This is a genomic window from Streptomyces sp. NBC_00354 (assembly GCF_036106915.1).
In the GTDB taxonomy this organism is placed as follows: Bacteria; Actinomycetota; Actinomycetes; order Streptomycetales; family Streptomycetaceae; genus Streptomyces.
Window position 1 is genome coordinate 6024959 of record NZ_CP107983.1, and the last position, 23110, is coordinate 6048068.

Consider the following 23110-nt stretch of genomic DNA (forward strand, 5'->3'; position numbering starts at 1 on the left):
CCATGCACATCCTGCTGATCACCGGCCCCGGCGGGGCCGGCCGCACCACCGTGGCCGCGGCCACCGCCGTCGCCGCCGCGCGGACCGGGCAGCGGGTGCTGCTGCTCTCCGGTGACCCCGGGAACCCCCTGTCCGCACTGCTCGGGGAGCCCACGGGCCGGCCGGTCGAAGCCGCGCCCGGGCTGACGGCCGTACCCGCCGGCGGGGTCCTCGCGGCCCGCGTGGACTCCGGCGAGGAGTTCCGCGCGGAGCTCGTCGCCCTCCAGGAGCGCGGATCCGCCCTGCTCGGCATGGTCGGGGCCCGTCCCCTCGGGGCCGAGGAGCTCACCGAGCTGCCCGGCGCCGAGCAGTTCGCCCTGCTGCGCGCCCTGCGCCGGGCCGCCGCCGCACCCGGCATCGACCTCGTCGTCGTCGACATGCCCCCGCTCCACCAGGCCGTGGCCACCCTCGCCCTCCCCGCCCAGCTGCGCCGCTACCTGGCCCGGCTGCTCCCGGCCGAGCGGCAGGCGGCCCGCGCCCTGCGGCCCGTACTGGCCCAGCTGGCCGGCGTACCCATGCCCGCGCAGTGGCTGTACGAGGCCGCCGCGCGCTGGGACGAGGAGCTCGCGGCCGTCCAGGCCGTCGTGGAGGCCCCCGCCACCTCGCTGCGGGTGGTCGCCGAGCCGGGACCGGGCGCCGACGCCGCGCTGCGGACCGGGCTGCTCGGCCTCGCCCTCGAACAGCTGCCGGTCGCCGGGATCGTCGCCAACCGGATGGTGCCGCAGGGCTCGCCCGACCCCTGGCTGGCCGGGCTCGCCGCCCAGCAGGAGAAGTACGCCGCCCAGTGGGCCGGGGCCGAGCCGGCCGGGGACGCGCCCGTGCTGCCGCTGGGGCACCTCGGGCGGGACCCCCGGGGGCCGGAGGACCTGGCACGGCTCGCCGGGGCGGAGGGGCTCGTTCCGGCGGCCTGCGGGGAGGCCGGGGACAGGGCCCGGGACGCTGCCCGGGACCGCCGGGCCTGGGTGGTGGAGGACCGTCTCGCCGAGGACGGTGTACTCGTCTGGGTGGTGCCGCTGCCCGGCGCGAACAAGCGCGACCTCGACCTGGTCCGGCGCGGCGACGAGCTGCTGCTCGCGGCCGGCCCGTACCGCAGGATCGTTCCGCTGCCCTCGGCGCTGCGCCGCTGCACGGTCTCCGGCGCCGCCCTCGCCGACGGGGAGCTCCGCATCCGCTTCACGCCGGACCCGGGGCTCTGGCCCCGCAGGCCCTGAACCGCGTACCCCCGTTCGGGTAACGTCGAAGGTAGTACGTACCGCACGCCCAGCAGCTGCCGCAGGAGAGTCCGCCATGAGCGAGGCCACCGACCGTCCCACCGACGACGACGCCTGGGCCAAGGCCTGCGCCGAGGATCTCGCCGCGGAGCAGGAGCGCCGCCGGGCCCGGCAGGGCGGCACCGACGCCGGCACCGGGACCGCCGCAGAGGAGCTCTTCAAGCTGTTCGAGGCCGTCGCCGACAAGGTCTCCGGGCTGAACAACCCGCTGCTCGGCGCCGCCGCCCAGGGCGCGGTACGCCAGTTCGTCAACCAGGCGAAGGCCGCCGCCAAGCCCGTCGTCGAGCGCAATCCCGACGTCTTCGACCACCTCGCGGCCGCCGGCTCCGAGCTGCTCGCCGCGTACCGCTCGGCCGTCGAGGGCCACGAGCGCCGCTGGACCCGCGACGAGCCCGCGTCGGGCGCGGGCCCGGACGGCGCCTCCGGCGACCGTCCCTCCGGGGACCATTCCGACCCCCGTGACGAGGGCGGGAGCGGTCCGACGCAGCGGATCGATCTCGACTGAGACACTGCCGCCCTCGGGTACCGTTGGCCGTGGCGGGGTTTGACCGGAAACCGAGGGACTAATGGGACTCACCATCGGCGTCGACATCGGCGGCACGAAGATCGCGGCCGGCGTGGTCGACGAAGAGGGCACCATCCTTGAGACGTACAAGGTGCCCACCCCGCCGACCGCGGACGGGGTGACGGACGCGATCTGCGCCGCAGTGTCCGAAGTCAGCAGCAGCCACACCATCGAAGCCGTCGGCATCGGCGCCGCCGGCTACGTGGACGACAAGCGCGCGACCGTACTCTTCGCGCCGAACATCAACTGGCGGCACGAGCCGCTCAAGGACAAGGTCGAGCAGCGCATCGGCCTGCCGGTCGTCGTGGAGAACGACGCGAACTGCGCCGCCTGGGGCGAGTACCGCTTCGGCGCCGGCCAGGGCCACGAGGACGTCATCTGCATCACGCTCGGCACGGGCCTGGGCGGCGGCATCATCATCGGCAACAAGCTGCGCCGCGGACGCTTCGGCGTCGCCGCCGAATTCGGGCACATCCGGGTGGTCCCGGACGGCCTGCTGTGCGGGTGCGGGAGCCAGGGCTGCTGGGAGCAGTACGCCTCCGGCCGCGCGCTCGTCCGGTACGCGAAGCAGCGTGCCAACGCCACCCCCGAGAACGCGGCGGTCCTCCTCGCGCTCGGCGACGGCACCGTCGAGGGCATCGAGGGCAAGCACGTCAGCGAGGCCGCGCGGGCCGGTGACCTGGTGGCCGTCGAGGCCTTCCGCGAGCTGGCCCGCTGGGCGGGCGCCGGTCTCGCGGACCTGGCGTCGCTGTTCGACCCGTCGGCGTTCATCGTCGGCGGCGGGGTCTCGGACGAGGGCGACCTCGTCCTCGACCCGATCCGCAAGTCCTTCAAGCGCTGGCTGGTCGGCGGCGCGTGGCGCCCGCACGCGCAGGTGCTGGCCGCGCAGCTGGGCGGCAAGGCCGGCCTCGTCGGCGCGGCGGACCTGGCCCGCCAGGGCTGACGCCGTCCGTTGTCGGAACTGCCCGCCGCGCCCTCTGTGGCACGGCGGGCAGTCTGGCTATGTTGCCGTCCATGCTGCCGAACTCTGTGACGGAACCCGACGGTTCCGCGGTGATCCGAGCCCTCAGCTACAACATCCGCTCGATGCGGGACGACGAGGAGGCGCTGGCCAGGGTGATCCGCGCGTGCGCACCCGACCTGGTGTTCATCCAGGAGGCGCCGCGGTTCTTCCGCTGGCGCAAGCATGCGGCGCGGCTGGCCGCGAAGACGGACCTGGTGGTGCTGAGCGGCGGCGCCACGGCTGCGGGCCCGCTCCTGCTCTGTTCCCTGCGGGCCTTCGTGGAGCGGACGGAGGACGTCCTGCTCCCACTCACCCCGGGCCTGCACCGGCGGGGCTTCGCCACGGCGGTGGTCCGGTTCGGGGCCGCGCGGGTGGCGGTGCTGAGCGCGCACCTGTCGCTGGACGGGGCGGAACGCCGGGCGCAGGCCGACATCCTCCTGGACCGCCTCGCGTCCGCGGACGCCCCGTACGCCATCGCGGCGGGCGACATCAACGAGACGCCGTCGGGCCCGGCGTTCCGCCGCCTCTCCGCCGCCCTCCAGGACGGCTGGACGGTGTCCCCCTGGGGCGGCGAGCACACCTTCGTCCGCTCCGGCCCGCCGAGGCGGATCGACGCGATCTTCGCGACGCCGGGCGTGCAGATCCTGACCTGCGGCGTCCCAACCCCTCTACCAGGCATCACGCAGGACGACCTCCGGGCAGCCACGGACCACCTCCCGGTCCTGGCCACCCTCCGCCTACCGGCCGGGAAATCCGGCCCCGCCGACGCCTGAGGCGTGGGGGTACCCCCGGACGGAGTCTGGGGGAGGGTCCGCGGCCGCGGCCTACACCACCGCGCCGCGGCCCGGGTCGTCGTCCTCGTCGTCGCCCTGCGACATCCGGGCCACCAGCGTGGCGAAGCCGCCGAGGAAGCCGCCGATGCCCAGGGTCGTGAGCCACCAGGTCATGTCCCACTGCAGCAGCACGGCCACCAGCAGCAGCACCGGCCCGCCGACCACCGCGAGCCACGCGAACTTCGCCGTCGTGTCCGCAGGCGGGAGCTCCGGCTCCGGCGGGACGAAGTGGCCCTCGTCCTTCCCATCCGGCTCCGCCGGCGTGTGGTCCCGGGGCCCGGTCCCGGGACCGGTACCGCTCACGCCCACACCCACGCCCGGGGCGAACACCACCGAGCTGCCCAGCGCCGGAGCCGGGGGTTCCTTGTCCGCAGGAGGCTCCGGAGCCGGCTCCACGTCCTCCTCCGGCAGCATCAGGTTCTCGATCGGCCGGAACGGCCTCGACCCCGGCGGGTCCGGCGGCTCCTGCCCGTACCCGGCGACGATCGCCGCCCAGGCCGCCTCCTCGTCCAGCGGGGGGACACCCCCCGAGGACTCCTCGTGCTCAGCCACCGCTGGCCGCCCCCTCCCTGCCGACGCTCTCCGCGAGCCGCCCGACGAACGCATAACTGTCCGCGAAGATCTGCTCCGCGTCGTAGTCCAACGTCGCAACGTGGTAGCTCTGTTCCAGCAGCGTCTCGGTGACGTCCGTCGACGAGATCCGCGCGAGGATCCGCGCCGAGTCGACCGGCGGTACGACATGGTCCTGCGGGCTGTGCAGCAGCAGCACCGGCTGCGTCACCTGCGGCAGCTCGGTGTCCAGCATCTGCAGGAACTTCCGCAGCGAGTGCGCGGCCCGGGTCGGGACCCGGTCGTACCCGACCTCGTCCGAGCCCGGCTTCGCGATGTCGCTCGCGATGCCCGGGGTCGAGCGGACGAAGTGCTTGGCCACCGGGAGGGCGACGGCCAGCGGGTCGTGCACCTTGTTGGCCGGGTTGACGAGCACGAGCCCGCTGATCGCGTCCCCGTGCTTCGCCGCCAGCCGCAGGCTCAGCGCCCCGCCCATGGACAGGCCGAACACGAACACCTGCGTGCACCGGTCCAGCAGCTCCCGCAGCGCGCGGTCGACCTCCGCGTACCAGTCCTGCCAGCCCGTGAGCTGCATGTCCTGCCACCGCGTCCCGTGCCCGGGCAGCAGCGGCAGCGACACCGTCAGGCCCTGCCCGGCGAGATACTCGGCCCACGGGCGCAGCGACTGCGGGGAACCGGTGAAGCCGTGGCAGAGGAGGACGCCGACCTCTCCGCCCTCGTGGCGGAAGGGCTCAGCTCCAGGGAGGACGGGCACCAGGGTCTCCTTCGACGGGTGGGGGGTGCGTAGCGCTGTGTGACTTCACCGTACGCGACGGGGATGACACCGACCAGGGTCGTCGACCGCTCACGCCCGAGCCAGGGGATATGGTCTGTTCGACAGACACAGGAAGGCTTTCGAGTTGATCTACGGCGCAATGAAGTTCTCCATCGGGGGTTCCCTGAAGCTCGCCTTCAGGCCGTGGGTGGAGGGCCTCGAGAACATTCCCGCCGAGGGGCCGGCGATCCTCGCGAGCAACCACCTGTCGTTCTCCGACTCCTTCTTCCTGCCGGCCGTGCTGGACCGGAAGGTCACCTTCATCGCGAAGGCGGAGTACTTCACCTCCCCGGGCGTCAAGGGCAAGCTGACGGCCGCCTTCTTCAAGGGCGTCGGCCAGCTCCCGGTGGACCGCTCCGGCGCGCGCGGTGCGGGCGAGGCCGCGATCAAGAGCGGCATCGAGGTCATCGAGCGCGGGGAGCTGTTCGGTATCTACCCCGAGGGGACGCGTTCACCCGACGGCCGCCTCTACCGCGGCAAGCCCGGCGGTCTGGCCCGGGTGGCCCTGGCCACCGGTGCGCCGGTGATCCCCGTGGCGATGATCGACACCGAGAAGATCCAGCCGCCCGGCAAGGTCGTCCCGAAGCTGATGCGCCCGGGCATCCGGATCGGCAAGCCGCTGGACTTCAGCCGCTACCAGGGCATGGACAGTGACCGTTTCATCCTGCGCTCGGTGACCGACGAGGTCATGTACGAGATCATGAAGCTGTCCGGCCAGGAGTACGTCGACATCTACGCGACGGCCGCCAAGCGCCAGATCGCGGACGCGGAGAAGGCCGAGAAGGCCGCCAGGGCCGCCGCCGAGAAGAGCGCCGGCAAGAGCGCGGAGTAGCGGAGCAGGGCGGGAAGGGCGGGAAGAACGGGCGGCACCGCCCGCACGGGGTGGGGGAGATGGCGAAACGCGAGCGCGTCGTGCGCATGTCGGTCGAGCAGCCGCTGTGGCGGGCCCTGACCGCCTACCGGCTGATCACCATGGTCTACGCCGCCCTGCTGTTCGCCTCGGCGTACAAGGACTTCGACCGCCCCTGGGTCGCGGCCGGCTACCTCGCCGGCCTCGCCGTCTGGACCGTGGCCACCCACCGCAAGGTGGCGAACGCCGTCAGCTGCACCAAGCGGTTCCTCGGGGCCGACCTCACCGTCGCCCTCGTCGGGATCCTGCTCACCCCGGTCGCGGACACGTACGAGCGGATCGCCGGGGGCGGCCCCACCCTCCCCAGCATCTGGACGGCGGGCTCCGTCCTCGCCTTCGCGATCAAGGGCGGCTGGCGCTGGGCGGGATTCGCCTCGACCTTCGTGGCCGCGGCCAACGTCCTGGTCCACGGCGGCAATCCCACCCGCGACACCCTGCACAACGTGCTGCTGGTCTGGGTCGCCTCCATCGCCATCGGGTACGTCGTCGAGGTCGCCCGGGCCAGTGAGGCCACCCTCGCCCGCGCCCTGGAGATCGAAGCCGCCACCCGCGAACGCGAGCGCCTCGCCCGCGACATCCACGACGGGGTCCTCCAGGTCCTCGCCATGGTCCAGCGGCGCGGCACCGAGCTGGGCGGCGAGGCCGCCGAGCTCGGCCGGATGGCCGGGGAGCAGGAGGTGGCGCTGCGCACCCTGGTCTCCAGCGGGCTGCTGCCCGCCTCCCGGATCTCCCGCGACGAGTCGCTCGGCGCGCTGGTGGACGCGTACGAGGTGGAGGAGCCCGGCGCCGACGAGGGCGAGCTGGATCTGCGGGCCCTCCTCGCCCCGTACGCCGGATCGCGGGTCAGCTTCGCCGAGCCGGGCACGCCGGTGCTGCTGCCGGTGCCCGCGGCGAAGGAGCTGGCCGCCGCGGTCGGCGCCGCCCTCGACAACGTGCGCAAGCACGCCGGGGACGGGGCCAGGGCCTGGATCCTGGTCGAGGACTGGGGCGACGAGGTGATCGTGACCGTTCGCGACGACGGCCCCGGCATCCCGGCGGGCCGGCTCGACCAGGCGGAGGGCGAGGGCCGGATGGGCGTGGCCCTGTCCATCCGCGGCCGGCTGCGGGACCTCGGCGGCAGCGCCGAGCTGGTGTCCGTCCCCGGACAGGGCACCGAAGTGGAACTGAAAGTACCTAGGGGGAGAACCCAGTGAGCCAGACCGACGCGGCCAACGAGCGGAACGAGCTCGGCGCGATCAAGGTGATGGTCGTCGACGACCATCCGATGTGGCGGGACGCGGTCGCCCGCGACCTGGCCGCCGCGGGCTTCGACGTGGTCGCCACCGCAGGCGACGGCCCCGAGGCGGTCCGCAGGGCCGTGCCCGCCGCCCCCCACGTCCTGGTCCTCGACCTCAACCTGCCGGGCATGCCCGGGGTGCAGGTCTGCAAGGAGCTCGTCGGCGCCAACCCCGCGCTGCGCGTCCTGGTCCTGTCCGCCAGCGGTGAGCACGCCGACGTCCTGGAGGCCGTGAAGTCCGGCGCGACCGGCTACCTGCTCAAGTCCGCGGGCGCCCAGGAGCTGATCGACGCGGTCCGCCGCACCGCGGCCGGCGACCCGGTGTTCACCCCGGGCCTGGCCGGTCTGGTGCTCGGCGAGTACCGGCGCCTGGCCACCGACCCGGCGCCCGCCGCCCCCGACGAGCCGAAGGCCCCGCAACTGACCGACCGGGAGACCGAGGTGCTGCGGCTGGTGGCCAAGGGGCTCTCGTACAAGCAGATCGCGGAGCGACTCGTCATCTCCCACCGCACGGTGCAGAACCATGTGCAGAACACCCTGGGCAAGCTCCAGCTGCACAACCGGGTGGAGCTCGTCCGGTACGCGATAGAGCGCGGCCTCGACGACGCGTAACGGGGGCGCGCGCGGTGTCGTACGTCGTACCTACGTCCTCGTACGAGTGAACGGGGGGACGCAACGCCCCGTAATTCCACCGGAATTGACCCTTCCCAGGCCCTTGCTGTGACCTGAGTCACCACTAGCGTGACCGTCATGCGGGCTCGGTGGGCCCTGTGGCGAAGGGAGATTCCATGAAGGTCGGAGTGCTGACGGGCGGCGGCGACTGCCCGGGGCTCAACGCGGTCATCCGGGCCGTCGTCCGCAAGGGCGTCCAGGAGTACGCGTGCGAGTTCGTCGGGTTCAAGGACGGCTGGCGCGGCGCGGTCGAGGGCGACACCGTCCCCCTCGGCATCCCCGCCGTCCGCGGCATCCTGCCGCGCGGCGGCACCATCCTCGGCTCCTCGCGGACCAACCCGTTCAAGCAGGAGAACGGGGTCCGGCAGATCAAGGAGAACCTCGCGAAGTACGAGGTCGAGGCCCTCGTCGCGATCGGCGGCGAGGACACCCTGGGCGTGGCCGCCAAGCTGTACGGGGAGTACGGCATCCCGTGCGTCGGCGTCCCGAAGACCATCGACAACGACCTGTCGGCCACGGACTACACCTTCGGCTTCGACACGGCGGTGGGCATCGCCACGGAGGCCATCGACCGGCTGCACACCACGGCCGAGTCGCACATGCGGGTGCTCGTCGTCGAGGTGATGGGCCGGCACGCCGGCTGGATCGCCCTGCACTCGGGGCTGGCGGGCGGCGCCAACGTCATCCTCATCCCGGAGCAGCGCTTCGACGTGGACCAGGTGTGCGCGTGGGTGACCTCCCGGTTCAAGGCGAGCTACGCGCCGATCGTGGTGGTCGCCGAGGGGGCCATGCCCCAGGACGGGGAGATGGTGCTGAAGGACGCCACCACCGACTCGTTCGGGCACGTCCGGCTGTCGGGCGTGGGGGAGTGGCTGGCCAAGGAGATCGAGGCGCGGACGGGCAAGGAGGCCCGGACCACGGTGCTCGGTCACATCCAGCGCGGGGGCACGCCGAGCGCGTTCGACCGGTGGCTGGCGACGAGGTTCGGGCTGCACGCGATCGACGCCGTGCACGACCGTGACTTCGGGAAGATGGTCGCGCTGAAGGGGACGGACATCGTGCGGGTGCCGATCGCGGACGCGACGGCGAAGCTGAAGACCGTGGACCCGGCGCTGTACAAGGAGGTCGGGGTGTTCTTCGGCTGAGCCGGAGCGGGCGGGCGGGCTGTGGGTCGTAACGGCCGTAAGGTGACGAAACGACCCATGGTCCGACTCTTCCGGTCCGACCCATCGCGCAGCACGGGAGCGAACGTGGAAATCCTGGCATTCGGGGTGCAGGGGGACGAGCAGCCGCTGATCGAGAAGGCGTTCGCGGCCGCGGGGCACCACGAGGTGCGCTGCCTGAACGTGTTCCTCACCGAGGACACCGCCCCGATCGCTGCCGGGTACGAGATCGTCTCGTCGAGCGTGAACTCGGATCTGAACGGGCGCGTGCTGCGGACCCTGGCCGGGGGCGGGACGAAGATGATCGCCCAGCGGTCCACCGGCTTCAACAACATCGACCTGGACGTGGCCCGGCAGCTCGGCATGACCGTGAGCCGGGTCTCGTACTACTCCCCCTACTCCGTCGCCGAGTTCGCCTGGACCCTGGCGATGGCCGTGAACCGGCGGATCGTCCGGGCGTCGAACCGGACACGGGACTTCGACTTCCGGCTGAACGGGCTGATGGGCCGCGACATGCGGGGCCGCACCGTGGGCGTGCTCGGCACCGGCAAGATCGGCGAGGCGTTCACCCGGATCGCGCACGGCTTCGGCATGAACCTGCTGGGCTGGGACGTCGTGCAGAACCCGGCATGCGTGGAGCTGGGCATGAAGTACGTGGACAAGGAGGAGCTGCTCACGTCCGCGGACCTGGTCAGCCTGCACCTGCCGCTGCTGGAGGCGACGCACCACATCATCGACGCGGCCGCGCTGCGGATGATGAAGGACGACGCGATCCTGGTGAACTCCAGCCGCGGCGGGCTGATCGACTCGCAGGCGCTGGTGTCCGAGCTGCGGTCCGGGCGCTTCGAGGGGGTCGGGCTCGACGTGTACGAGGCGGAGGCCGGGCTGTTCTTCCTGGACAAGTCCCTGGAAGCCGTCGAGGACGACACCCTGGCACGCCTGATCACGTTCCCGAACGTGGTGGTCACCTCCCACCAGGCGTACTACACGCACGACGCGGTGGGCCAGATCATCGAGACGACGGTCGGCAACGTCGCCGACTACCTGGCCGGCCGCCGCTCCGAGAACACCCTGGTCCCCGGCTGACGGGAGTTCGGCCGGAGTTCAGCCCCCGGCCATGAGCGCAGCGGGCGCAGGGGCCTAGATTCGGCCGCATGGACATACCCGTGGTGGCCCGCTGGGCCCTGCTCGCCCTCGCGCTGGTGAGCCTCCTGCTCGCAGTACGGTCGCTGCGCAGCGCCCGCCGGGCCGGACCCGGCAGGCGGACCGGGTCGCTGCTCGACGCCGCCGACCACGGCCTGGGGGCGGTGCTCGTCACCTCCTTCGCCCTGGCCGGGGAGCACTGGGAGATCGCGGTCGGCGCGCTCGCCCTGCTGGGCGTGGTGATCGCGTGGAAGGGCGTGCGCGACGTGCGGGCCCGCCGGGAGGCGAAGGCGGGCCCCGCCGGACCCGCCGGCCTGCCCGGCTAAGACCTCGGCCGGACGGGGGCCGTCACCCCGGACAGGAGCTCGCGCAGCAGCTCGGCTCCGCGCAGGGTCAGGACCGACTCGGGATGGAACTGGAGGCCCGCGACGGCGGCGCCGGGCGCGCGCAGGGCGTGGACCTCGCCCGTCGCGGCATCGCGGGAGACCTCCACGCCCTCGGCGGCCAGCCGGCCGGCCAGCGCGTCGTCGCAGTGCGCGGTGTACGTGTTGTAGAAGCCGACCACCTCCTCGACCCCGAACAGGTCGATCCGCGTCTGCGCCCCCTGCGCCGCCTCCGCCTTGCGGATCAGCGGCAGGCCCAGTTCCGCCGCCAGGAGCTCGTGGCCCAGGCAGACGCCCAGCAGCCCGTGCCGGTGCCCGGCCAGCAGTTCGCCGGCCAGCCCGCGCAGCATCCGCATCTTCGGGTCGGCCGCGTCCGCCGGGTTCCCCGGCCCCGGGCCCAGGACGATCGGGCCGGTCCAGGGCAGGGCCGTTTCCCGCAGCCCGGGTTCGTCGTAGCGGCGTACCGTCACCTCCAGCCCCGTCACCCGCAGCACATGGGCCAGCATCGCCGTGAAGGTGTCCTCCCCGTCCACCACCAGCACGTGGCCGACCCGGGCCGGGGGCTGGTCCTGCATCCGGAGCCAGAACGGCGCCAGGTCCTGGCGGCGCGCCGCGAGGGCCGCCTGGACCCGGGGGTCGGCCGCGAGGCCGGTCGCCCCGAACGCCGGCCGCGGGGCCGCCGGGCGGACCCCGAGCGCCGCCAGCACCCCGGCCGCCTTCGCGTGCGTCTCCGCCACCTCGCCCGCCGGGTCCGAGTGCCGGACCAGCGTGGCGCCCACCGGCACCCGCAGCGTGCCGTCCGCCGCGATGTCCGCGGTCCTGATCAGGATCGGGGAGTCCAGCGTCTGGGACCCCGAGGCGTCCACGCCCAGCAGGGCCAGCGCCCCCGCGTAGTAGCCGCGCCCGCCGGCCTCGTACCGCTCGATCACCCGGCAGGCGTTCTGCACCGGCGACCCGGTCACCGTCGCCGCGAACATCGTCTCGCGCAGCACCTCCCGTACGTCCAGCGAGGACCGGCCGCGCAGCTCGTACTCGGTGTGCGCGAGGTGCGCCATCTCCTTCAGCCGCGGCCCGACGACGACCCCGCCCCGGTCGCCGACCGTGCACATCATCTTCAGCTCCTCGTCCACGACCATGGAGAGCTCCTCGGTCTCCTTGCGGTCGCCGAGGAAGGCGAGGAGGGACTCGGCCGTCGGGCCCCCGGCCGGATAGCGGTAGGTGCCGCTGATCGGATTCATCACGACGGTGCCTCCGGACATCCGCACGTGCACCTCGGGGCTGGCCCCGACCAGCGTCCGGTCCCCGGTGTGCACGACGTACGTCCAGTACGCACCCCGCTCGCCCAGCAGCAGCCGCCGGAACAGCGCGAGCGCGTCGGCCCGCCCGAAGCCGTCGATCCGGCCCTCGTACGTGCGCCGGATGACGAAGTTCGCGCCCTCGCCGCGGCCGATCTCGTCCCGGATCACCCGCTCGACGGTCGCCGCGTACTTCTCGTCGGGGACGTCGAAGCCGCCGCCCTCGACCCGCACCGGATGGTCCGGCAGCGCGGCCAGCGCCTCCGCGAGGGGGACCTCGTACGCCTCCTCGGCGGCCAGCACGCTCAGCGGCGTGCCGTCGTCGCGTACGTCGAACCCGCGCTCGCGGATCTGCCGGAACGGGACGAGGGCGAGGGTGGGCAGCTCCCGTACGGGCAGCTCGGCGAGGCGCCCGGCCTCGTGGACCGGGCCGATCAGCACCTCGACGGCGTCGTGGTCGCGGCCGGGGGTCCGGCGGCGCAGCAGGGCGAACGGCGGGCAGGAGTCGTCGAGCAGGCCGAGCAGGCGGCTGGGTTCCAGGCGGCTGGTATCCATGGGGCGGGCGTCCTTCTCCATCGGCGGGGTGAAGAGGAGCGGCCGGGCCCGGAAAGCACCGAAGGCCGCCCCTCGGGCGGCCTTCGCGTCGTGCGTGTCAGTGGGTACGCGCGAGAAGTGGGCCGCCGGGAGCGGGCCACCACCAGTTCTGGTTCGAGAGCGCGTACATGCCGCCGACGATAGCCCACCCGCCCCGGCAGAGACACCCGTCTCACGGAGTGGGCGCCGGGCTGGACGTGGCGCAAGACGCCGTAATGTGTACGAGGTGACCGTGAACGCTGAAACCCAAGCCCCCGCCGCCAAGGCGACCTGGCGAGACCTTCCCGCGGCGCAGCAGCCTTCGTACCCCGATGCCGAGGCACTGCGCGCTGTCGTCGCGGACCTCGAGTCGTATCCTCCGCTCGTTTTCGCGGGCGAGTGCGACCAGCTGCGCGCCCGTCTGGGAGCCGTCGCCAAGGGCGAGGCGTTCCTGCTGCAGGGCGGCGACTGTGCCGAGGCCTTCGACGCCGTGTCCGCCGAGCACATCCGAGCCAAGCTGAAGACGCTGCTCCAGATGAGCGCCGTCCTGACGTACGCGGCCTCCGTGCCCGTCGTCAAGGTCGGCCGCATCGCGGGCCAGTACTCCAAGCCGCGCTCCAAGGACACCGAGACCCGCGACGGCGTCACCCTGCCGACCTACCGCGGCGACTCCGTCAACGGCTTCGCCTTCACCGAAGAGGCCCGGATCCCGGACCCCGAGCGGCTGAAGCGCATGTACCACGCGTCCGCGTCGACGCTGAACCTGGTGCGCGCCTTCACCACCGGTGGCTACGCCGACCTGCGCCAGGTGCACGCCTGGAACCAGGACTTCGTGAAGTCCTCCCCGTCCGGGCAGCGCTACGAGCAGCTCGCGCGGGAGATCGACAACGCGCTGAACTTCATGAAGGCGTGCGGCACCGACCCGGCCGAGTTCAAGGCCGTCGAGTTCTACGCCTCCCACGAGGCGCTGCTGCTCGACTACGAGGGCGCGCTGACCCGCACCGACTCGCGCACCGGCAAGCTGTACGACACCTCCGGCCACATGGTCTGGATCGGTGAGCGCACGCGCCAGCTGGACCACGCGCACATCGAGTTCTGCTCGCAGATCGCCAACCCGCTCGGCATCAAGCTCGGCCCGACCACCACCGTGGACGAGGCGCTGACGTACATCGACCGCCTGGACCCCGAGCGCGAGCCGGGCCGGCTGACCTTCGTCGTCCGCATGGGCGCCGACAAGGTCCGCGACAAGCTCCCCGAGCTGGTCGAGAAGGTCACGGCCTCGGGCGCGACCGTCGCCTGGGTCACCGACCCGATGCACGGCAACACCTTCGAGGCGGCCTCCGGCCACAAGACGCGCCGCTTCGACGACGTGCTCGACGAGGTCAAGGGCTTCTTCGAGGTCCACAAGGGCCTCGGCACGCACCCGGGCGGCATCCACGTCGAGCTCACCGGTGACGACGTCACCGAGTGCGTGGGCGGCGGCGACGAGATCTTCGTCGACGACCTGCACCAGCGCTACGAGACGGCCTGCGACCCGCGGCTCAACCGCAGCCAGTCCCTGGACCTGGCGTTCCTGGTCGCCGAGATGTACCGCGATCAGTAAGCACCGTTTGAATACGTAGAAACGTACGACTGTGGGGCACGGATCGATGTGATCCGTGCCCCACAGTCGTTGCCAGGGCTTTTAGGTAAGCCTCACTTTGGGTACGGTTAGGTAAGCCTCACCGAATAGGGGATGGCTGCAGAGACCATTCCTGCCAGGGAGGTGAACCGCGTGTACGTCTGCTCTTGCTTCGGGATCACCGACAAGCAGGTCAAGGATCACGCGGCCGCCGGGGCCTGCACCCCCCGCCAGATCGCCTCGGTCACCAAGGCCGGCACCGACTGCGGATCCTGCGTACGCACCATCCAGGGCATCCTGGGCCGCGGGGCCTGCCCGCGCCGGGAGCTGCTGGAGAAGGGCAACGCGGCAGCCGTGCTCGCCGTCGAGCCGGAGCTCGCGGAAGCCGCCTAAGGCGTGAGCCCGCAGGGTCTCGCTGGGGCTCAGCTCTCCGGCTGCTCGATCAGCTGCGCGATGTAGAGCGGCTCCCCGATGCTCTCGATGAGCTCCAGCTGGGTGTCGAGGTAGTCGATGTGGTGCTCCTCGTCCCCCAGGATCTCCTCGAAGAGGCGCGCCGAGGTCACGTCACCCTTGCCGCGCATCACCTCGATCCCGCGCTTGAGACGGTCGATGGCCTCGACCTCGACCTGCCGGTCCGCCTGGAACATCTCCGTCAGTGTCTGGCCGACCCGTACGTGGAAGAGCCGCTGGTAGTTCGGCAGCCCGTCCAGCATGAGGATGCGCTCGGTGATCTTGTCCGCGTGCTTCATCTCGTCGATGGACTCGGCACGGGTGTAGTTCGCGAGCTTGGTCCAACCCTTGTTGTCCTGGATCCGGTAGTGGAGCCAGTACTGGTTGATCGCCGTGAGCTCGCCGGTCAACTGCTCGTTCAGAAACTCGAGGACCTCGGGGTCGCCCTGCATCGCAGAGGCTCCTTCCAGGCAATGTCAGCTGTGTGACGGGTCTGGGGGTACCTCCCAGCCGTGGCCGGGGGAGTGCGCGCATCCTTGCACCGCCGCAGGAGGCCGTCCAGTAAGTGCCTCCTTAGTGTGAGTTGCCATGACTTGCCCGTATAGGGGCATACCTGGTCGTGACCACCCCGCCACGTCTGTCACCATGGAGGCATGGGTCAGCCGGAAAGCCGGGAATCTCCGGGAGTAGAGCAGCTGGAGCTTCCCCCGGGGCAGCGGTTGCAGCGCGGCTGGCCGGTCACCCATTACGGCCCGGTCCCCAAGTTCAAGCCGGACCGCTGGGAGTTCCGCGTCTTCGGGGCCACCGCCGACGGTGACAAGCACTGCTGGAACCACGAGGAATTCACGGCCCTGCCGTTCGAGTCGGTCGTGGCGGACCTGCACTGCGTGACGAAGTTCAGCATGCAGGGCGCCGAATGGGGCGGGGTCCTCGCCCGCGACATCCTTGCCCTGGCGCCGCCGTCGCCGCAGGTCACGCATGTGATGGTGTGGGCCGAGTACGGCTTCAGCTCCAATCTGCGGCTGGCCGACTTCGCCTCCGACCGCACCGTCTTCGCCACCCACGAGGGTGGTGAACTGCTCACCGCAGAGCACGGTTTCCCGGTGCGGCTCGTGGTCCCGCACCTGTATGCCTGGAAGGGCCCGAAGTGGGTCCGCGGCGTCGAGTACATGACCGCCGACCGCCGTGGCTTCTGGGAGGAGCGCGGCTACCACAACATCGGCGACGCCTGGCGCGAACAGCGCTACTCGTACCAGGAGGAGCCGGGGGACGGCCCCGAGCTGTAGGGGGTGTCCGCCCTCAGCGGTGGTACCGGTGCACGACCGCGTGGCCCTTGCCGCGGCCGATCAGCCACTTGTTGACCGGGGTCGTGACGACGAAGGCGAGCGCGAGCGAGATCGCCAGCACGATCCAGAACAGCGCGTCCGCGAGGTGCGCGTCCATCGCTCCCGGCCACAGCGCGATCACGCCGTTGTCGATCAGTTCCATGACGGCGATCGAAAGAGTGTCCGCGGCCAACGCCACCCGGATGGCCGTACGCAGGTCCACGCCGGCGGCGAGGATCCCGCGCAGGGTGAGGGCGTAACCGAAGAAGAACGCCAGGACGATCGCCAGGATCATCGTCGGAACGTTTCCCCATCCCAGTGCCGTGCCGATGACCATGCCGAGTACTTCGCCGATGGCGCAGCCGGTGAGGCAGTGGAGGGTGGCCTTGGCCGCCATGGCCCAGCTCGCCTTGCCGTGGCCGGTGCCGTGGCCGGTGCCGTCGCCGTGGTCGCTGTCGTGGTGCTGGTGGTGCGCGTCGTGCTCGTGGTGTGCGTGCGCGTGTTCCATCGGAACCCCCTGGGAACGCCGGATAACGGTCCTGCGGATAGCAGAACCGTATACCCCCCAGGGGTATTCCTCAACGGATCGGTGGATCAGTGGAGCTCGCGCAGCTCCTTCAGCAGCGCCACGTCCGTCGCGTGCCCTTCCTTGCCGCCCGGCGTCTCGATGATCAGCGGGACGCCCTCCGTCGCGGGGTGCGTGAACAGCTCGGCGAAGGCGTCCCGGCCGATGTGGCCCTGCCCGATGTTGGCGTGGCGGTCCTTGTGGGCGCCCACGCCCTCCTTCGAGTCGTTCGCGTGGATCAGTTTCAGCCGTCCCTCGCCCACCGTGTCCACCAGCAGGTCCAGCGTCTGCTTGGCACCGCCCGGCTCCGCCAGATCGTGCCCCGCGGCGAAGATGTGGCAGGTGTCCAGGCAGATCCCGAGCTTCGGATGGTGCTCCAGCGCCTCGAAGTACGGACCGAAGTCCCAGGTCCGCGAGCACAGCGAGGAACCCTGCCCGGCCGTGGACTCCAGCAGCAGGAACGGGTCGTCGTCGTGCACCAGCTCGTCCAGCAGCGGCAGCATGTACTCCCTGACCTGCTCGTACGCCGCCTCGCGCGGGCGCCCTCCGGTCGCCGAGCCGGTGTGGACGACCACCCCGAGCGCACCGATCTCCCGGCCGCGGCGCAGCGAGTGCCGCAGCGACTCCACCGACTTCTCCACGGTCGCCTCGGTGTGCGAGCCGAAGTTGATCAGGTACGGCGCGTGCACGTACGCCGGGATCGACCCGGCCGCGCACCCGGCCCGGAACAGCTCGTCCTGCGCCGGGTTCCCGACCGGGGTGGCCCAGCCGCGGGGATTGGCCACGAAGACCTGGACGGCCTCCGCACCCATCTCCCGCGCGTACGCCAGCCCCACCGAGGCGAGCCCGCCGGCGACGGGGACGTGCCCGCCCACGGGATTGCGCACGGCCCCGTCCATGACCCTCCGGTCCACTACTGCTACAGCCCCTTGGTCCGCACGACGATGATGCTGCCCTCGGGGGCGTTCTGGCCGCCCGGCACCGACTGGGCGTCCACCGTGTTGCTGAAGGACAGGAACGGCCGCTCCACCTTCACCTTGAAACCGGCGGCCTCCAGCGTCCTGCGGGCCACGTCCGCCTCCTGGCCGGTCACGTTCGGCACCGGGATCTGCCGGGGGCCCTTGGACACGGTGAGCGTCACCGTGTCACCCGTCGCGGCCTGCGCTCCGGCGCCGATCGACTGGTTGGCGACCGTACCGGCCGGGAACGGCGAGTTGACCTGGTCGGCGGCCGTCTCGACCTTGAGTCCGGCGTCCTGGAGGGCGGCCCGCGCCTGGTCGAGGGGCCGTCCGGCCACGTTCGGCACCTGGACCGGCCGGCCCTTGCTGACCACGATCGCGACCGCAGTGTCGGGCGACCGCTTCTGCCCGCCCGTCGGATCGGTGGAGATCACCGAGCCCTGGGCGACGTCCTGGCTGAACGCCTGCGTGACCAGGCCGGGAGCCAGACCGCTCTTGGTCAGCTCGGCCTTCGCATCGTCCAGCGGCCTGCCCTTCAGATCGGGTACGACGACGATCTCCGGGCCGCGCGAGACCGTGAGCACCACCGCGCCGTTGCCGCGGATGCGCTTGCCGCTCGCGGGGTCGGAGTTCATCACGGTCCCGCGGTCGAAGGCGTCGCTGAACTTCCGGTCGATCCGCTTCACGCCGAGGCCGGCCGCGGACAGCTCGGACTTGGCCTGCGCCTCGGTCTTCCCGAGCAGGTTGGGGACCTTCGTGAACTGGCCGGCGTTGATGTACCAGACCCCGGTGCCCAGACCGAGCGCGAGCAGCACCCCGGCGATCACGAGCAGCGTGCCGCGCCGGCGCCTGCGCGGAGCCGGCGGCGCCGCCCGGACCGGCGCGGGCTCCGGGCGGTCCGGGAGCTCCAGCCGGGAGGTGAGGTTCACGGGCGGCTGCGCCGCGACGGGCCGCGGGATCACGCCGGTGCGGTCCTCGGTGGCGCTCCGCGTCTCGGCACGCGCCTGCGGCGGCACGGCGTCCAGCTCGGCGTCACCGAGCAGCGCGCGGGCGTCGAGGGCCAGGCCGAGCAGGGCGGCGGCGTCGGAGGGGCGCAGCTCCGGATCGCGGGCGGTGGCGTACGCGACGAGCTGGTCCAGGACGCCCGGCAGCCCCGGGACGGCGGCCGACGGCGGCGGCACGTCCTCGTGGAGGTGCTGGTAGAGCACCTGGGCGGGGGTGGCGCCGGAGTGCGGCTTGGAGCCGGTGAGCATCTCGTACAGGACGACACCGCAGGCGTAGACGTCCACGCGGGTGTCGCCGCTGCCGGTCTCGATCTGCTCGGGGGCGAGGTAGGAGACGGTGCCGAGGACGGAGCCCGTGGTGCTGGTCACCGAGTCGACGGACCGGACCAGCCCGAAGTCCGCCACCTTGACCCGGCCGTCGTCGCCGATCAGGACGTTCTCGGGCTTCATGTCGCGGTGTACGAACCCGGCCCGGTGGGCGGCGCCGAGCGCGGCCAGGACGGGCTCGAGGATGTCGAGTGCCGCGCGGGGCTGGAGCGCGCCGCGCTCGCGGAGCACGTCGCGCAGGGTGCAGCCGGAGACGTACTCCATGGCGAGGTACGTGTACGGCCCGTCGGTGCCCTGGTCGAAAACGGCGACGACGTTGGGGTGCGCGAGGCGGGCCACGGACTTGGCCTCGCGGATGAACCGGTCGACGAAGCCGCCGTCGGCGGCGAGCGCCGGGTGCATCACCTTCAGCGCGAGCACACGGTCGAGGCGGGTGTCGACGGCCCGGTAGACCGTTGCCATGCCGCCGGCCGCGATGCGGGCGTCGACGCGGTAGCGGCCGTCGAGTGTCTGCCCGACGAGGGGGTCATCCAGGGTCGTATCCACCCGGCGATTCTACGAGCGTGCGTCGGAGTCCTGTCCCGGGTGGTGGTCTGTTGCAGCGCAGCTGTGACGTGTGGGCTCGGCCTCGCTGGTCAGGCGGGGTGCGGTGGCCCGCTGCGCGGGGCTTTTCTCCCCGGTAGGGCGGGGGGAAGGCCCCGCGCAGGTGCGGCGCCTCAGAACGCCGGGCGTTCCGGGTCCAAGGTGGCGCGGCCCTCGGCCGGGGACGAGGCTTCCGCGAAGCGGCGCTGCGGGATGCGGCCCGCGCGATACGCCAGCCGCCCCGCCGAGACGGCATCGCGCATGGCCGCCGCCATCAGGACGGGTGCCTGCGCCCGGGTCACCGCCGAGGCCAGCATCACCGCCGAGCAGCCCAGCTCCATCGCCAGCGCCACGTCCGACGCCGTGCCGGCTCCGGCGTCCAGGATCACCGGAACCCCCGCCCGCTCCGCGATCAGCTCGAAGTTGTGCGGGTTCCGGATGCCCATCCCCGAGCCGATCGGAGACCCCAGCGGCATGATCGCCGCACAGCCCACGTCCTCCAGCTTCCGGGCGAGCACCGGGTCGTCGTTCGTGTACGGAAGCACCGTGAAGCCCTCGTCGACCAGGGTCTCCGCCGCATCCAGCAGCTCCACCCCGTCCGGCAGCAGGGTCCGCTCGTCGGCCACGACCTCGAGCTTGATCCAGTCCGTGCCCAGCGCCTCCCGCGCGAGGCGCGCCGTCAGCACCGCCTCGCCCGCCGTGAAGCACCCCGCGGTGTTGGGGAGTACGGAGATGCCCAGCCGGGTCAGCACCGACAGGACGGAACCCTGGACCGTCGGGTCCAGTCGCCGCATCGCCACCGTCGTGAGCTCCGTACCGGACGCGATCAGCGCCCGTTCCAGGATGTCCAGGCTCGGTGCCCCGCCCGTCCCCATGATCAGGCGGGACGAGAAGGTCCGGCCGCCCAGCACGAAAGCGTCGTCTGCCATCGCGCTCAGCCTCCCTGCACGGCGGTGAGGATCTCGACCCGGTCGCCCTCGCCCACCGGCGTGAGCGGCCACTGCCCGCGCGGGACCACGGTCTCGTTGAGTGCGGCCGCGACGCCGGACGGGGCCGCGGTCAGGATGGCGACCACCGCGTCGAGGGTGGTGCCGGCCGCGACCTCGCGCGGCTCGCCGTTGACGGAGATGGTCATGCGTAAGACTCCTGACGTGCGGCGCTGAAGCGGCGCGGGGTGAACGGGCGGGCGATCTCCGGGAGCGCGCCGGTGGTCAGCAGCTCCGCCATCACGTCGCCGGTGAGCGGGGTCAGCAGCACCCCGTTGCGGTAGTGCCCGGTGGCCAGGTGCAGGCCGGGCAGTTCGGTCGGGCCGAGCAGCGGGGCGTTGTCCGGAGAGCCGGGCCGCAGCCCCGCGCAGGTCTCGGTCAGCGGCAGTTCGGTGATGCCGGGCACCAACTCATGGGCGTCGCGCAGGAGTTCGTACACACCGCCCGCGGTGACCGTGGTGTCCCAGCCGAGTTCCTCGCTGGTGGCGCCGATGACGAGCTCGCCGTTCTCGCGCGGCACCAGGTACACGTGGCTGCCGCGGACCACCGCCCGGACCGTCCGCGACAGGAACGGCGCGTACGCCGCAGGCACCGCGAGCCGCAGCACCTGGCCCTTGACCGGCCGTACGGGAGGCAGCACGTCCGCCGGTACGCCGGCCAGCCGGCCGCTGAGCGAGCCCGCGGCCAGCACCACCTGGTCGGCGCGCAGCTCCGTACCGTCGTCCAGCAGTGCGCCGGTGGCCCGGTCGGCGGTGGTGAGCAGCCGCTCCGCGTTCGCCCGGCGGATCTCCACGCCGGCGCCCTCGCAGGCGGCCAGCAGTGCGGCCGCCAGCCGGCGCGGGTCGACCTGGTGGTCGCCGTCCACGCGCAGGCCGCCGCGTACGCCCGGGGCCAGCATCGGCTCCAGGCGGCGGCACTCGCGGCCGGTGAGCCACTCGGACTCCAGACCGCAGCGCCGCTGCAGGGCGTGCAGCTCGCGCAGGTGGAGCCGGTCGTCGGCGTCGAGGGCCACGGCGAGCGTGCCGCAGGCGCGGTAGCCGATGTCCGTCCCGCCGCTGGCGTCGGCCAGCTCGGCGGCGAACTCCGGGTAGCGGGCGGCGGAGGCGAGATTGAGGCCCAGCAGGGTCTCCTCGCCGTAGTGCAGCTCGGTGACGGCGGCGAGCATGCCGGCCGCGACCTGCGCGGCGCCGCCGCCGGGCGCCGGGTCGGCGAGCACGGTCCGCAACCCGCGCCGGGCCGCCCGCCAGGCGGTGACCAGGCCGATGATCCCGCCCCCGATGACGAGGACGTCGGATCCCCTGGCGGATCCCTTCAGAGATGAGTGCATGGGCGTCCAGCCCCTCCCTTCGCCGGCATGACCCGGATCAGGTTCGTACGGTCGGAGGCCGTCCAGCCTCCCTCTCAGCCCGGTGCGCCCGGACTCCCGCGATAGGTACGACGGCCAGACTAACCCCGGCGCCGGGGCCGGGTAAGGCTGCCTCCCCGGCCGCTCCCCGGGTCGCTGTTCCTGACGGAGCGTCAGATCGCTAGGCTGGGCGGTGTGAGCGAGCAGACGGAACAGACACAGAGCGGCGGCGTCGTCATCGTCGGCGCCGGAATGGCCGGGGTGCAGACCGCGGTCGCGCTGCGGGAGCAGGGCTGGAGCGGCCCCGTGACCCTGCTGGGCGCCGAGCCCCACCAGCCGTACGACCGGCCCCCGCTGTCCAAGGCGGTGCTGCTCGGCAAGGCCGAGGACTCCGCCTTCGACGTGGACTTCGAGGGGCTGGGCATCGAGCTCCGGCTCGGGGTGGAGGTCACGGGGCTGCGGGCCGCCGAGCGCGAGCTGGACACCGAGGCGGGACCGGTCCCGTACGAGGTGCTCGTCCTGGCGACCGGCGCCGAACCGCTGACCCTGCCCGGGTCCGAGGGCGTCCAGGGCGTGCACCTGCTGCGCACCCTGGACGACGCGGCCCGGCTGCGCCCGGTGCTGGCCCAGGCGCCGGCGACCGTGGTCGTCGGGGCGGGCTGGATCGGCGCCGAGTTCGCCACCGCGGCGCGCGAGGCGGGCTGCGCGGTGACCGTGGTCGAGGCGGCGGACCGGGTGCTGGCCGGGGCGCTGCCGGCGGAGGTCGCGGCCCCGATGGCCCGCTGGTACGAGGAGGCCGGGGCCGCCCTGCTGACCGGCGCCAAGGTGGCCTCGGTGGAGTCCGGGCGGGTCCTGCTCGCGGACGGCCGGGAGCTGCCGGCCGGCGCGGTGGTCGTGGGCATCGGGGCCCGGCCCGCCACCCGGTGGCTGGCGGACTCGGAGGTCGGGCTCGGGCCGGACGGCTCGGTCACGGCGGACGCGTACCTGCGGACCTCCCTGCCCGGGGTGTACGCGGTCGGCGACTGCGCGTCGTTCCCGTCGGGGCGCTACGGGGCGCGGCTGCTGGTGCACCACTGGGACAACGCCCTGCAGGGGCCGCGCGTGGTCGCGGCGAACATCGTGGCGGGGGCTGCGGTGCAGGTCTACGACCCGGTGCCGTACTTCTGGTCGGAGCAGTTCGGGCGCTTCGTGCAGTACGCGGGGCACCACGCGGGGGCGGACGAGCTGATGTGGCGCGGGGACCCCGCCGAAGCGGCGTGGTCGGTGTGCTGGCTCCGGGCCGGGGCGCTGGTCGCGGTCCTGGCGGTGGGCCGGCCGCGGGATCTGGCGCAGGGCCGGAAGCTGATCGAGTCGGGCGCCCCGGTGGACCCCGCCAAGGTCTCCGACCCCGCGACCCCGCTGAAATCGGCCCTCGTCTAGCCGGCCCGCAGACCCGG

24 protein-coding genes and 1 riboswitch are annotated in these 23110 nt (G+C 72.6%); of the genes, 14 read left to right on the forward strand and 10 right to left on the reverse strand.

Annotated elements, in window-relative coordinates; genetic code table 11:
• Nucleotides 1–2 precede the first annotated feature (2 nt).
• The 4 genes from OHT74_RS27610 (at nucleotide 3) to OHT74_RS27625 (ending at nucleotide 3651) form a co-directional block, all read left to right on the forward strand.
• A complete protein-coding gene (locus OHT74_RS27610; protein ID WP_266667786.1) occupies nucleotides 3–1250 on the forward strand; it encodes an ArsA family ATPase in 1248 nt (415 codons plus the stop codon).
• Nucleotides 1251–1326: 76 nt separating this feature from the next.
• On the forward strand, nucleotides 1327–1815 hold the full coding sequence (locus OHT74_RS27615; RefSeq protein WP_328621708.1) for a DUF5304 domain-containing protein: 489 nt from the start codon (nucleotides 1327–1329) through the stop codon (nucleotides 1813–1815).
• A gap of 61 nt (nucleotides 1816–1876) precedes the next feature.
• Complete coding sequence (locus tag OHT74_RS27620; RefSeq protein ID WP_266667789.1) at nucleotides 1877–2818, forward strand: ROK family glucokinase; 942 nt, start codon at nucleotides 1877–1879, stop codon at nucleotides 2816–2818.
• A gap of 59 nt (nucleotides 2819–2877) precedes the next feature.
• Nucleotides 2878–3651, forward strand: a complete 774-nt coding sequence (locus tag OHT74_RS27625; RefSeq protein WP_328621709.1) for an endonuclease/exonuclease/phosphatase family protein — start codon at nucleotides 2878–2880, stop codon at nucleotides 3649–3651.
• A 51-nt stretch (nucleotides 3652–3702) separates the two neighbouring features.
• Here the strand turns inward: OHT74_RS27625 and OHT74_RS27630 are convergent, their stop codons facing one another.
• Both OHT74_RS27630 and OHT74_RS27635 read right to left on the reverse strand, forming a co-directional pair.
• On the reverse strand, nucleotides 3703–4263 hold the full coding sequence (locus OHT74_RS27630; protein WP_266667793.1) for a hypothetical protein: 561 nt from the start codon (nucleotides 4261–4263) through the stop codon (nucleotides 3703–3705).
• Nucleotides 4256–5035, reverse strand: coding sequence for an alpha/beta hydrolase (locus OHT74_RS27635; protein WP_266667795.1), 780 nt, complete (start codon nucleotides 5033–5035; stop codon nucleotides 4256–4258). The genes OHT74_RS27630 and OHT74_RS27635 overlap by 8 nt, the downstream gene beginning before the upstream one ends.
• A 160-nt stretch (nucleotides 5036–5195) precedes the next feature.
• Here OHT74_RS27635 and OHT74_RS27640 point away from each other — a divergent pair, with 160 nt between their 5' ends.
• From OHT74_RS27640 to OHT74_RS27665, 6 genes are all read left to right on the forward strand, one after another.
• A complete protein-coding gene (locus OHT74_RS27640; protein WP_266673110.1) occupies nucleotides 5196–5927 on the forward strand; it encodes a lysophospholipid acyltransferase family protein in 732 nt (243 codons plus the stop codon).
• A 59-nt stretch (nucleotides 5928–5986) separates the two neighbouring features.
• The gene (gene macS / locus OHT74_RS27645; RefSeq protein ID WP_328621710.1) at nucleotides 5987–7198 is read left to right on the forward strand and encodes a MacS family sensor histidine kinase; all 1212 of its coding nucleotides are present in this window, start codon (nucleotides 5987–5989) and stop codon (nucleotides 7196–7198) included.
• A gap of 50 nt (nucleotides 7199–7248) precedes the next feature.
• The gene (locus tag OHT74_RS27650; RefSeq protein ID WP_048480546.1) at nucleotides 7249–7893 is read left to right on the forward strand and encodes a response regulator; all 645 of its coding nucleotides are present in this window, start codon (nucleotides 7249–7251) and stop codon (nucleotides 7891–7893) included.
• Between the two features lie 176 nt (nucleotides 7894–8069).
• The gene (locus OHT74_RS27655; RefSeq protein WP_328621711.1) at nucleotides 8070–9098 is read left to right on the forward strand and encodes a 6-phosphofructokinase; all 1029 of its coding nucleotides are present in this window, start codon (nucleotides 8070–8072) and stop codon (nucleotides 9096–9098) included.
• Nucleotides 9099–9203: 105 nt separating this feature from the next.
• On the forward strand, nucleotides 9204–10202 hold the full coding sequence (locus OHT74_RS27660) for a 2-hydroxyacid dehydrogenase (protein WP_328621712.1): 999 nt from the start codon (nucleotides 9204–9206) through the stop codon (nucleotides 10200–10202).
• Nucleotides 10203–10270: 68 nt separating this feature from the next.
• The gene (locus OHT74_RS27665; RefSeq protein ID WP_328621713.1) at nucleotides 10271–10585 is read left to right on the forward strand and encodes a hypothetical protein; all 315 of its coding nucleotides are present in this window, start codon (nucleotides 10271–10273) and stop codon (nucleotides 10583–10585) included.
• On the opposite strand, the gene OHT74_RS27670 is transcribed toward OHT74_RS27665, so the two are convergent.
• Complete coding sequence (locus OHT74_RS27670; RefSeq protein WP_328621714.1) at nucleotides 10582–12492, reverse strand: anthranilate synthase family protein; 1911 nt, start codon at nucleotides 12490–12492, stop codon at nucleotides 10582–10584. The genes OHT74_RS27665 and OHT74_RS27670 overlap by 4 nt on opposite strands.
• Nucleotides 12493–12748: 256 nt before the next feature.
• On the opposite strand from OHT74_RS27670, the gene OHT74_RS27675 reads away from it, so the two are divergent.
• Nucleotides 12749–14113, forward strand: coding sequence for a class II 3-deoxy-7-phosphoheptulonate synthase (locus tag OHT74_RS27675; protein WP_443047580.1), 1365 nt, complete (start codon nucleotides 12749–12751; stop codon nucleotides 14111–14113).
• A 171-nt stretch (nucleotides 14114–14284) separates the two neighbouring features.
• Nucleotides 14285–14524 carry a (2Fe-2S)-binding protein gene (locus tag OHT74_RS27680; protein ID WP_328621715.1) on the forward strand — a complete coding sequence of 80 codons (240 nt, stop codon included), beginning with the start codon at nucleotides 14285–14287 and terminating at the stop codon, nucleotides 14522–14524.
• A 29-nt stretch (nucleotides 14525–14553) separates the two neighbouring features.
• On the opposite strand, the gene bfr is transcribed toward OHT74_RS27680, so the two are convergent.
• The gene (gene bfr, locus OHT74_RS27685; RefSeq protein WP_030291847.1) at nucleotides 14554–15033 is read right to left on the reverse strand and encodes a bacterioferritin; all 480 of its coding nucleotides are present in this window, start codon (nucleotides 15031–15033) and stop codon (nucleotides 14554–14556) included.
• A gap of 201 nt (nucleotides 15034–15234) precedes the next feature.
• Here bfr and OHT74_RS27690 point away from each other — a divergent pair, with 201 nt between their 5' ends.
• A complete protein-coding gene (locus tag OHT74_RS27690) occupies nucleotides 15235–15867 on the forward strand; it encodes a sulfite oxidase-like oxidoreductase (RefSeq protein WP_266667809.1) in 633 nt (210 codons plus the stop codon).
• A gap of 13 nt (nucleotides 15868–15880) precedes the next feature.
• Here the strand turns inward: OHT74_RS27690 and OHT74_RS27695 are convergent, their stop codons facing one another.
• The 6 genes from OHT74_RS27695 to thiO form a co-directional block, all read right to left on the reverse strand.
• Nucleotides 15881–16414, reverse strand: a complete 534-nt coding sequence (locus OHT74_RS27695; protein ID WP_328621716.1) for a DUF4396 domain-containing protein — start codon at nucleotides 16412–16414, stop codon at nucleotides 15881–15883.
• A gap of 86 nt (nucleotides 16415–16500) precedes the next feature.
• Nucleotides 16501–17370: a deoxyribonuclease IV gene (locus tag OHT74_RS27700; protein WP_266667813.1), complete on the reverse strand. Its 870-nt coding sequence runs from the start codon at nucleotides 17368–17370 to the stop codon at nucleotides 16501–16503.
• A gap of 20 nt (nucleotides 17371–17390) precedes the next feature.
• Nucleotides 17391–19307 (reverse strand): Stk1 family PASTA domain-containing Ser/Thr kinase, encoded by a 1917-nt coding sequence (pknB, locus tag OHT74_RS27705; protein WP_266667815.1) that lies wholly within the window; start codon nucleotides 19305–19307, stop codon nucleotides 17391–17393.
• A 170-nt stretch (nucleotides 19308–19477) separates the two neighbouring features.
• Nucleotides 19478–20272, reverse strand: coding sequence for a thiazole synthase (locus tag OHT74_RS27710; RefSeq protein ID WP_266667817.1), 795 nt, complete (start codon nucleotides 20270–20272; stop codon nucleotides 19478–19480).
• A 5-nt stretch (nucleotides 20273–20277) separates the two neighbouring features.
• The gene (gene thiS / locus OHT74_RS27715; protein ID WP_053785183.1) at nucleotides 20278–20478 is read right to left on the reverse strand and encodes a sulfur carrier protein ThiS; all 201 of its coding nucleotides are present in this window, start codon (nucleotides 20476–20478) and stop codon (nucleotides 20278–20280) included.
• Entirely contained in the window at nucleotides 20475–21656 is a 1182-nt protein-coding gene (thiO, locus tag OHT74_RS27720) for a glycine oxidase ThiO (RefSeq protein ID WP_328621717.1), read from the reverse strand. The genes thiS and thiO overlap by 4 nt, the downstream gene beginning before the upstream one ends.
• Nucleotides 21654–21766: riboswitch (TPP riboswitch) on the reverse strand. (Overlaps the previous gene by 3 nt.)
• Before the next feature lie 103 nt (nucleotides 21767–21869).
• Between thiO and OHT74_RS27725 the strand changes: the two genes are divergently transcribed.
• Nucleotides 21870–23093 carry an NAD(P)/FAD-dependent oxidoreductase gene (locus OHT74_RS27725; protein WP_328621718.1) on the forward strand — a complete coding sequence of 408 codons (1224 nt, stop codon included), beginning with the start codon at nucleotides 21870–21872 and terminating at the stop codon, nucleotides 23091–23093.
• The last annotated feature ends 17 nt before the right edge of the window (nucleotides 23094–23110 follow it).

Bases quoted from the DNA above. Each gene is read 5' to 3' on its own strand.
- OHT74_RS27610 (WP_266667786.1), top strand. From the start codon at position 3: ATGCACATCCTGCTGATCACCGGCCCCGGCGGGGCCGGCCGCACCACC.
- OHT74_RS27615 (WP_328621708.1), top strand. From the start codon at position 1,327: ATGAGCGAGGCCACCGACCGTCCCACCGACGACGACGCCTGGGCCAAG.
- OHT74_RS27620 (WP_266667789.1), top strand. From the start codon at position 1,877: ATGGGACTCACCATCGGCGTCGACATCGGCGGCACGAAGATCGCGGCC.
- OHT74_RS27625 (WP_328621709.1), top strand. From the start codon at position 2,878: ATGTTGCCGTCCATGCTGCCGAACTCTGTGACGGAACCCGACGGTTCC.
- OHT74_RS27640 (WP_266673110.1), top strand. From the start codon at position 5,196: ATGAAGTTCTCCATCGGGGGTTCCCTGAAGCTCGCCTTCAGGCCGTGG.
- macS (WP_328621710.1), top strand. From the start codon at position 5,987: ATGGCGAAACGCGAGCGCGTCGTGCGCATGTCGGTCGAGCAGCCGCTG.
- OHT74_RS27650 (WP_048480546.1), top strand. From the start codon at position 7,249: ATGGTCGTCGACGACCATCCGATGTGGCGGGACGCGGTCGCCCGCGAC.
- OHT74_RS27655 (WP_328621711.1), top strand. From the start codon at position 8,070: ATGAAGGTCGGAGTGCTGACGGGCGGCGGCGACTGCCCGGGGCTCAAC.
- OHT74_RS27665 (WP_328621713.1), top strand. From the start codon at position 10,271: ATGGACATACCCGTGGTGGCCCGCTGGGCCCTGCTCGCCCTCGCGCTG.
- OHT74_RS27670 (WP_328621714.1), bottom strand. From the start codon at position 12,492: ATGGATACCAGCCGCCTGGAACCCAGCCGCCTGCTCGGCCTGCTCGAC.
- bfr (WP_030291847.1), bottom strand. From the start codon at position 15,033: ATGCAGGGCGACCCCGAGGTCCTCGAGTTTCTGAACGAGCAGTTGACC.
- OHT74_RS27690 (WP_266667809.1), top strand. From the start codon at position 15,235: ATGGGTCAGCCGGAAAGCCGGGAATCTCCGGGAGTAGAGCAGCTGGAG.
- OHT74_RS27695 (WP_328621716.1), bottom strand. From the start codon at position 16,414: ATGGAACACGCGCACGCACACCACGAGCACGACGCGCACCACCAGCAC.
- OHT74_RS27700 (WP_266667813.1), bottom strand. From the start codon at position 17,370: ATGGACGGGGCCGTGCGCAATCCCGTGGGCGGGCACGTCCCCGTCGCC.
- OHT74_RS27710 (WP_266667817.1), bottom strand. From the start codon at position 20,272: ATGGCAGACGACGCTTTCGTGCTGGGCGGCCGGACCTTCTCGTCCCGC.
- thiS (WP_053785183.1), bottom strand. From the start codon at position 20,478: ATGACCATCTCCGTCAACGGCGAGCCGCGCGAGGTCGCGGCCGGCACC.
- thiO (WP_328621717.1), bottom strand. From the start codon at position 21,656: ATGCACTCATCTCTGAAGGGATCCGCCAGGGGATCCGACGTCCTCGTC.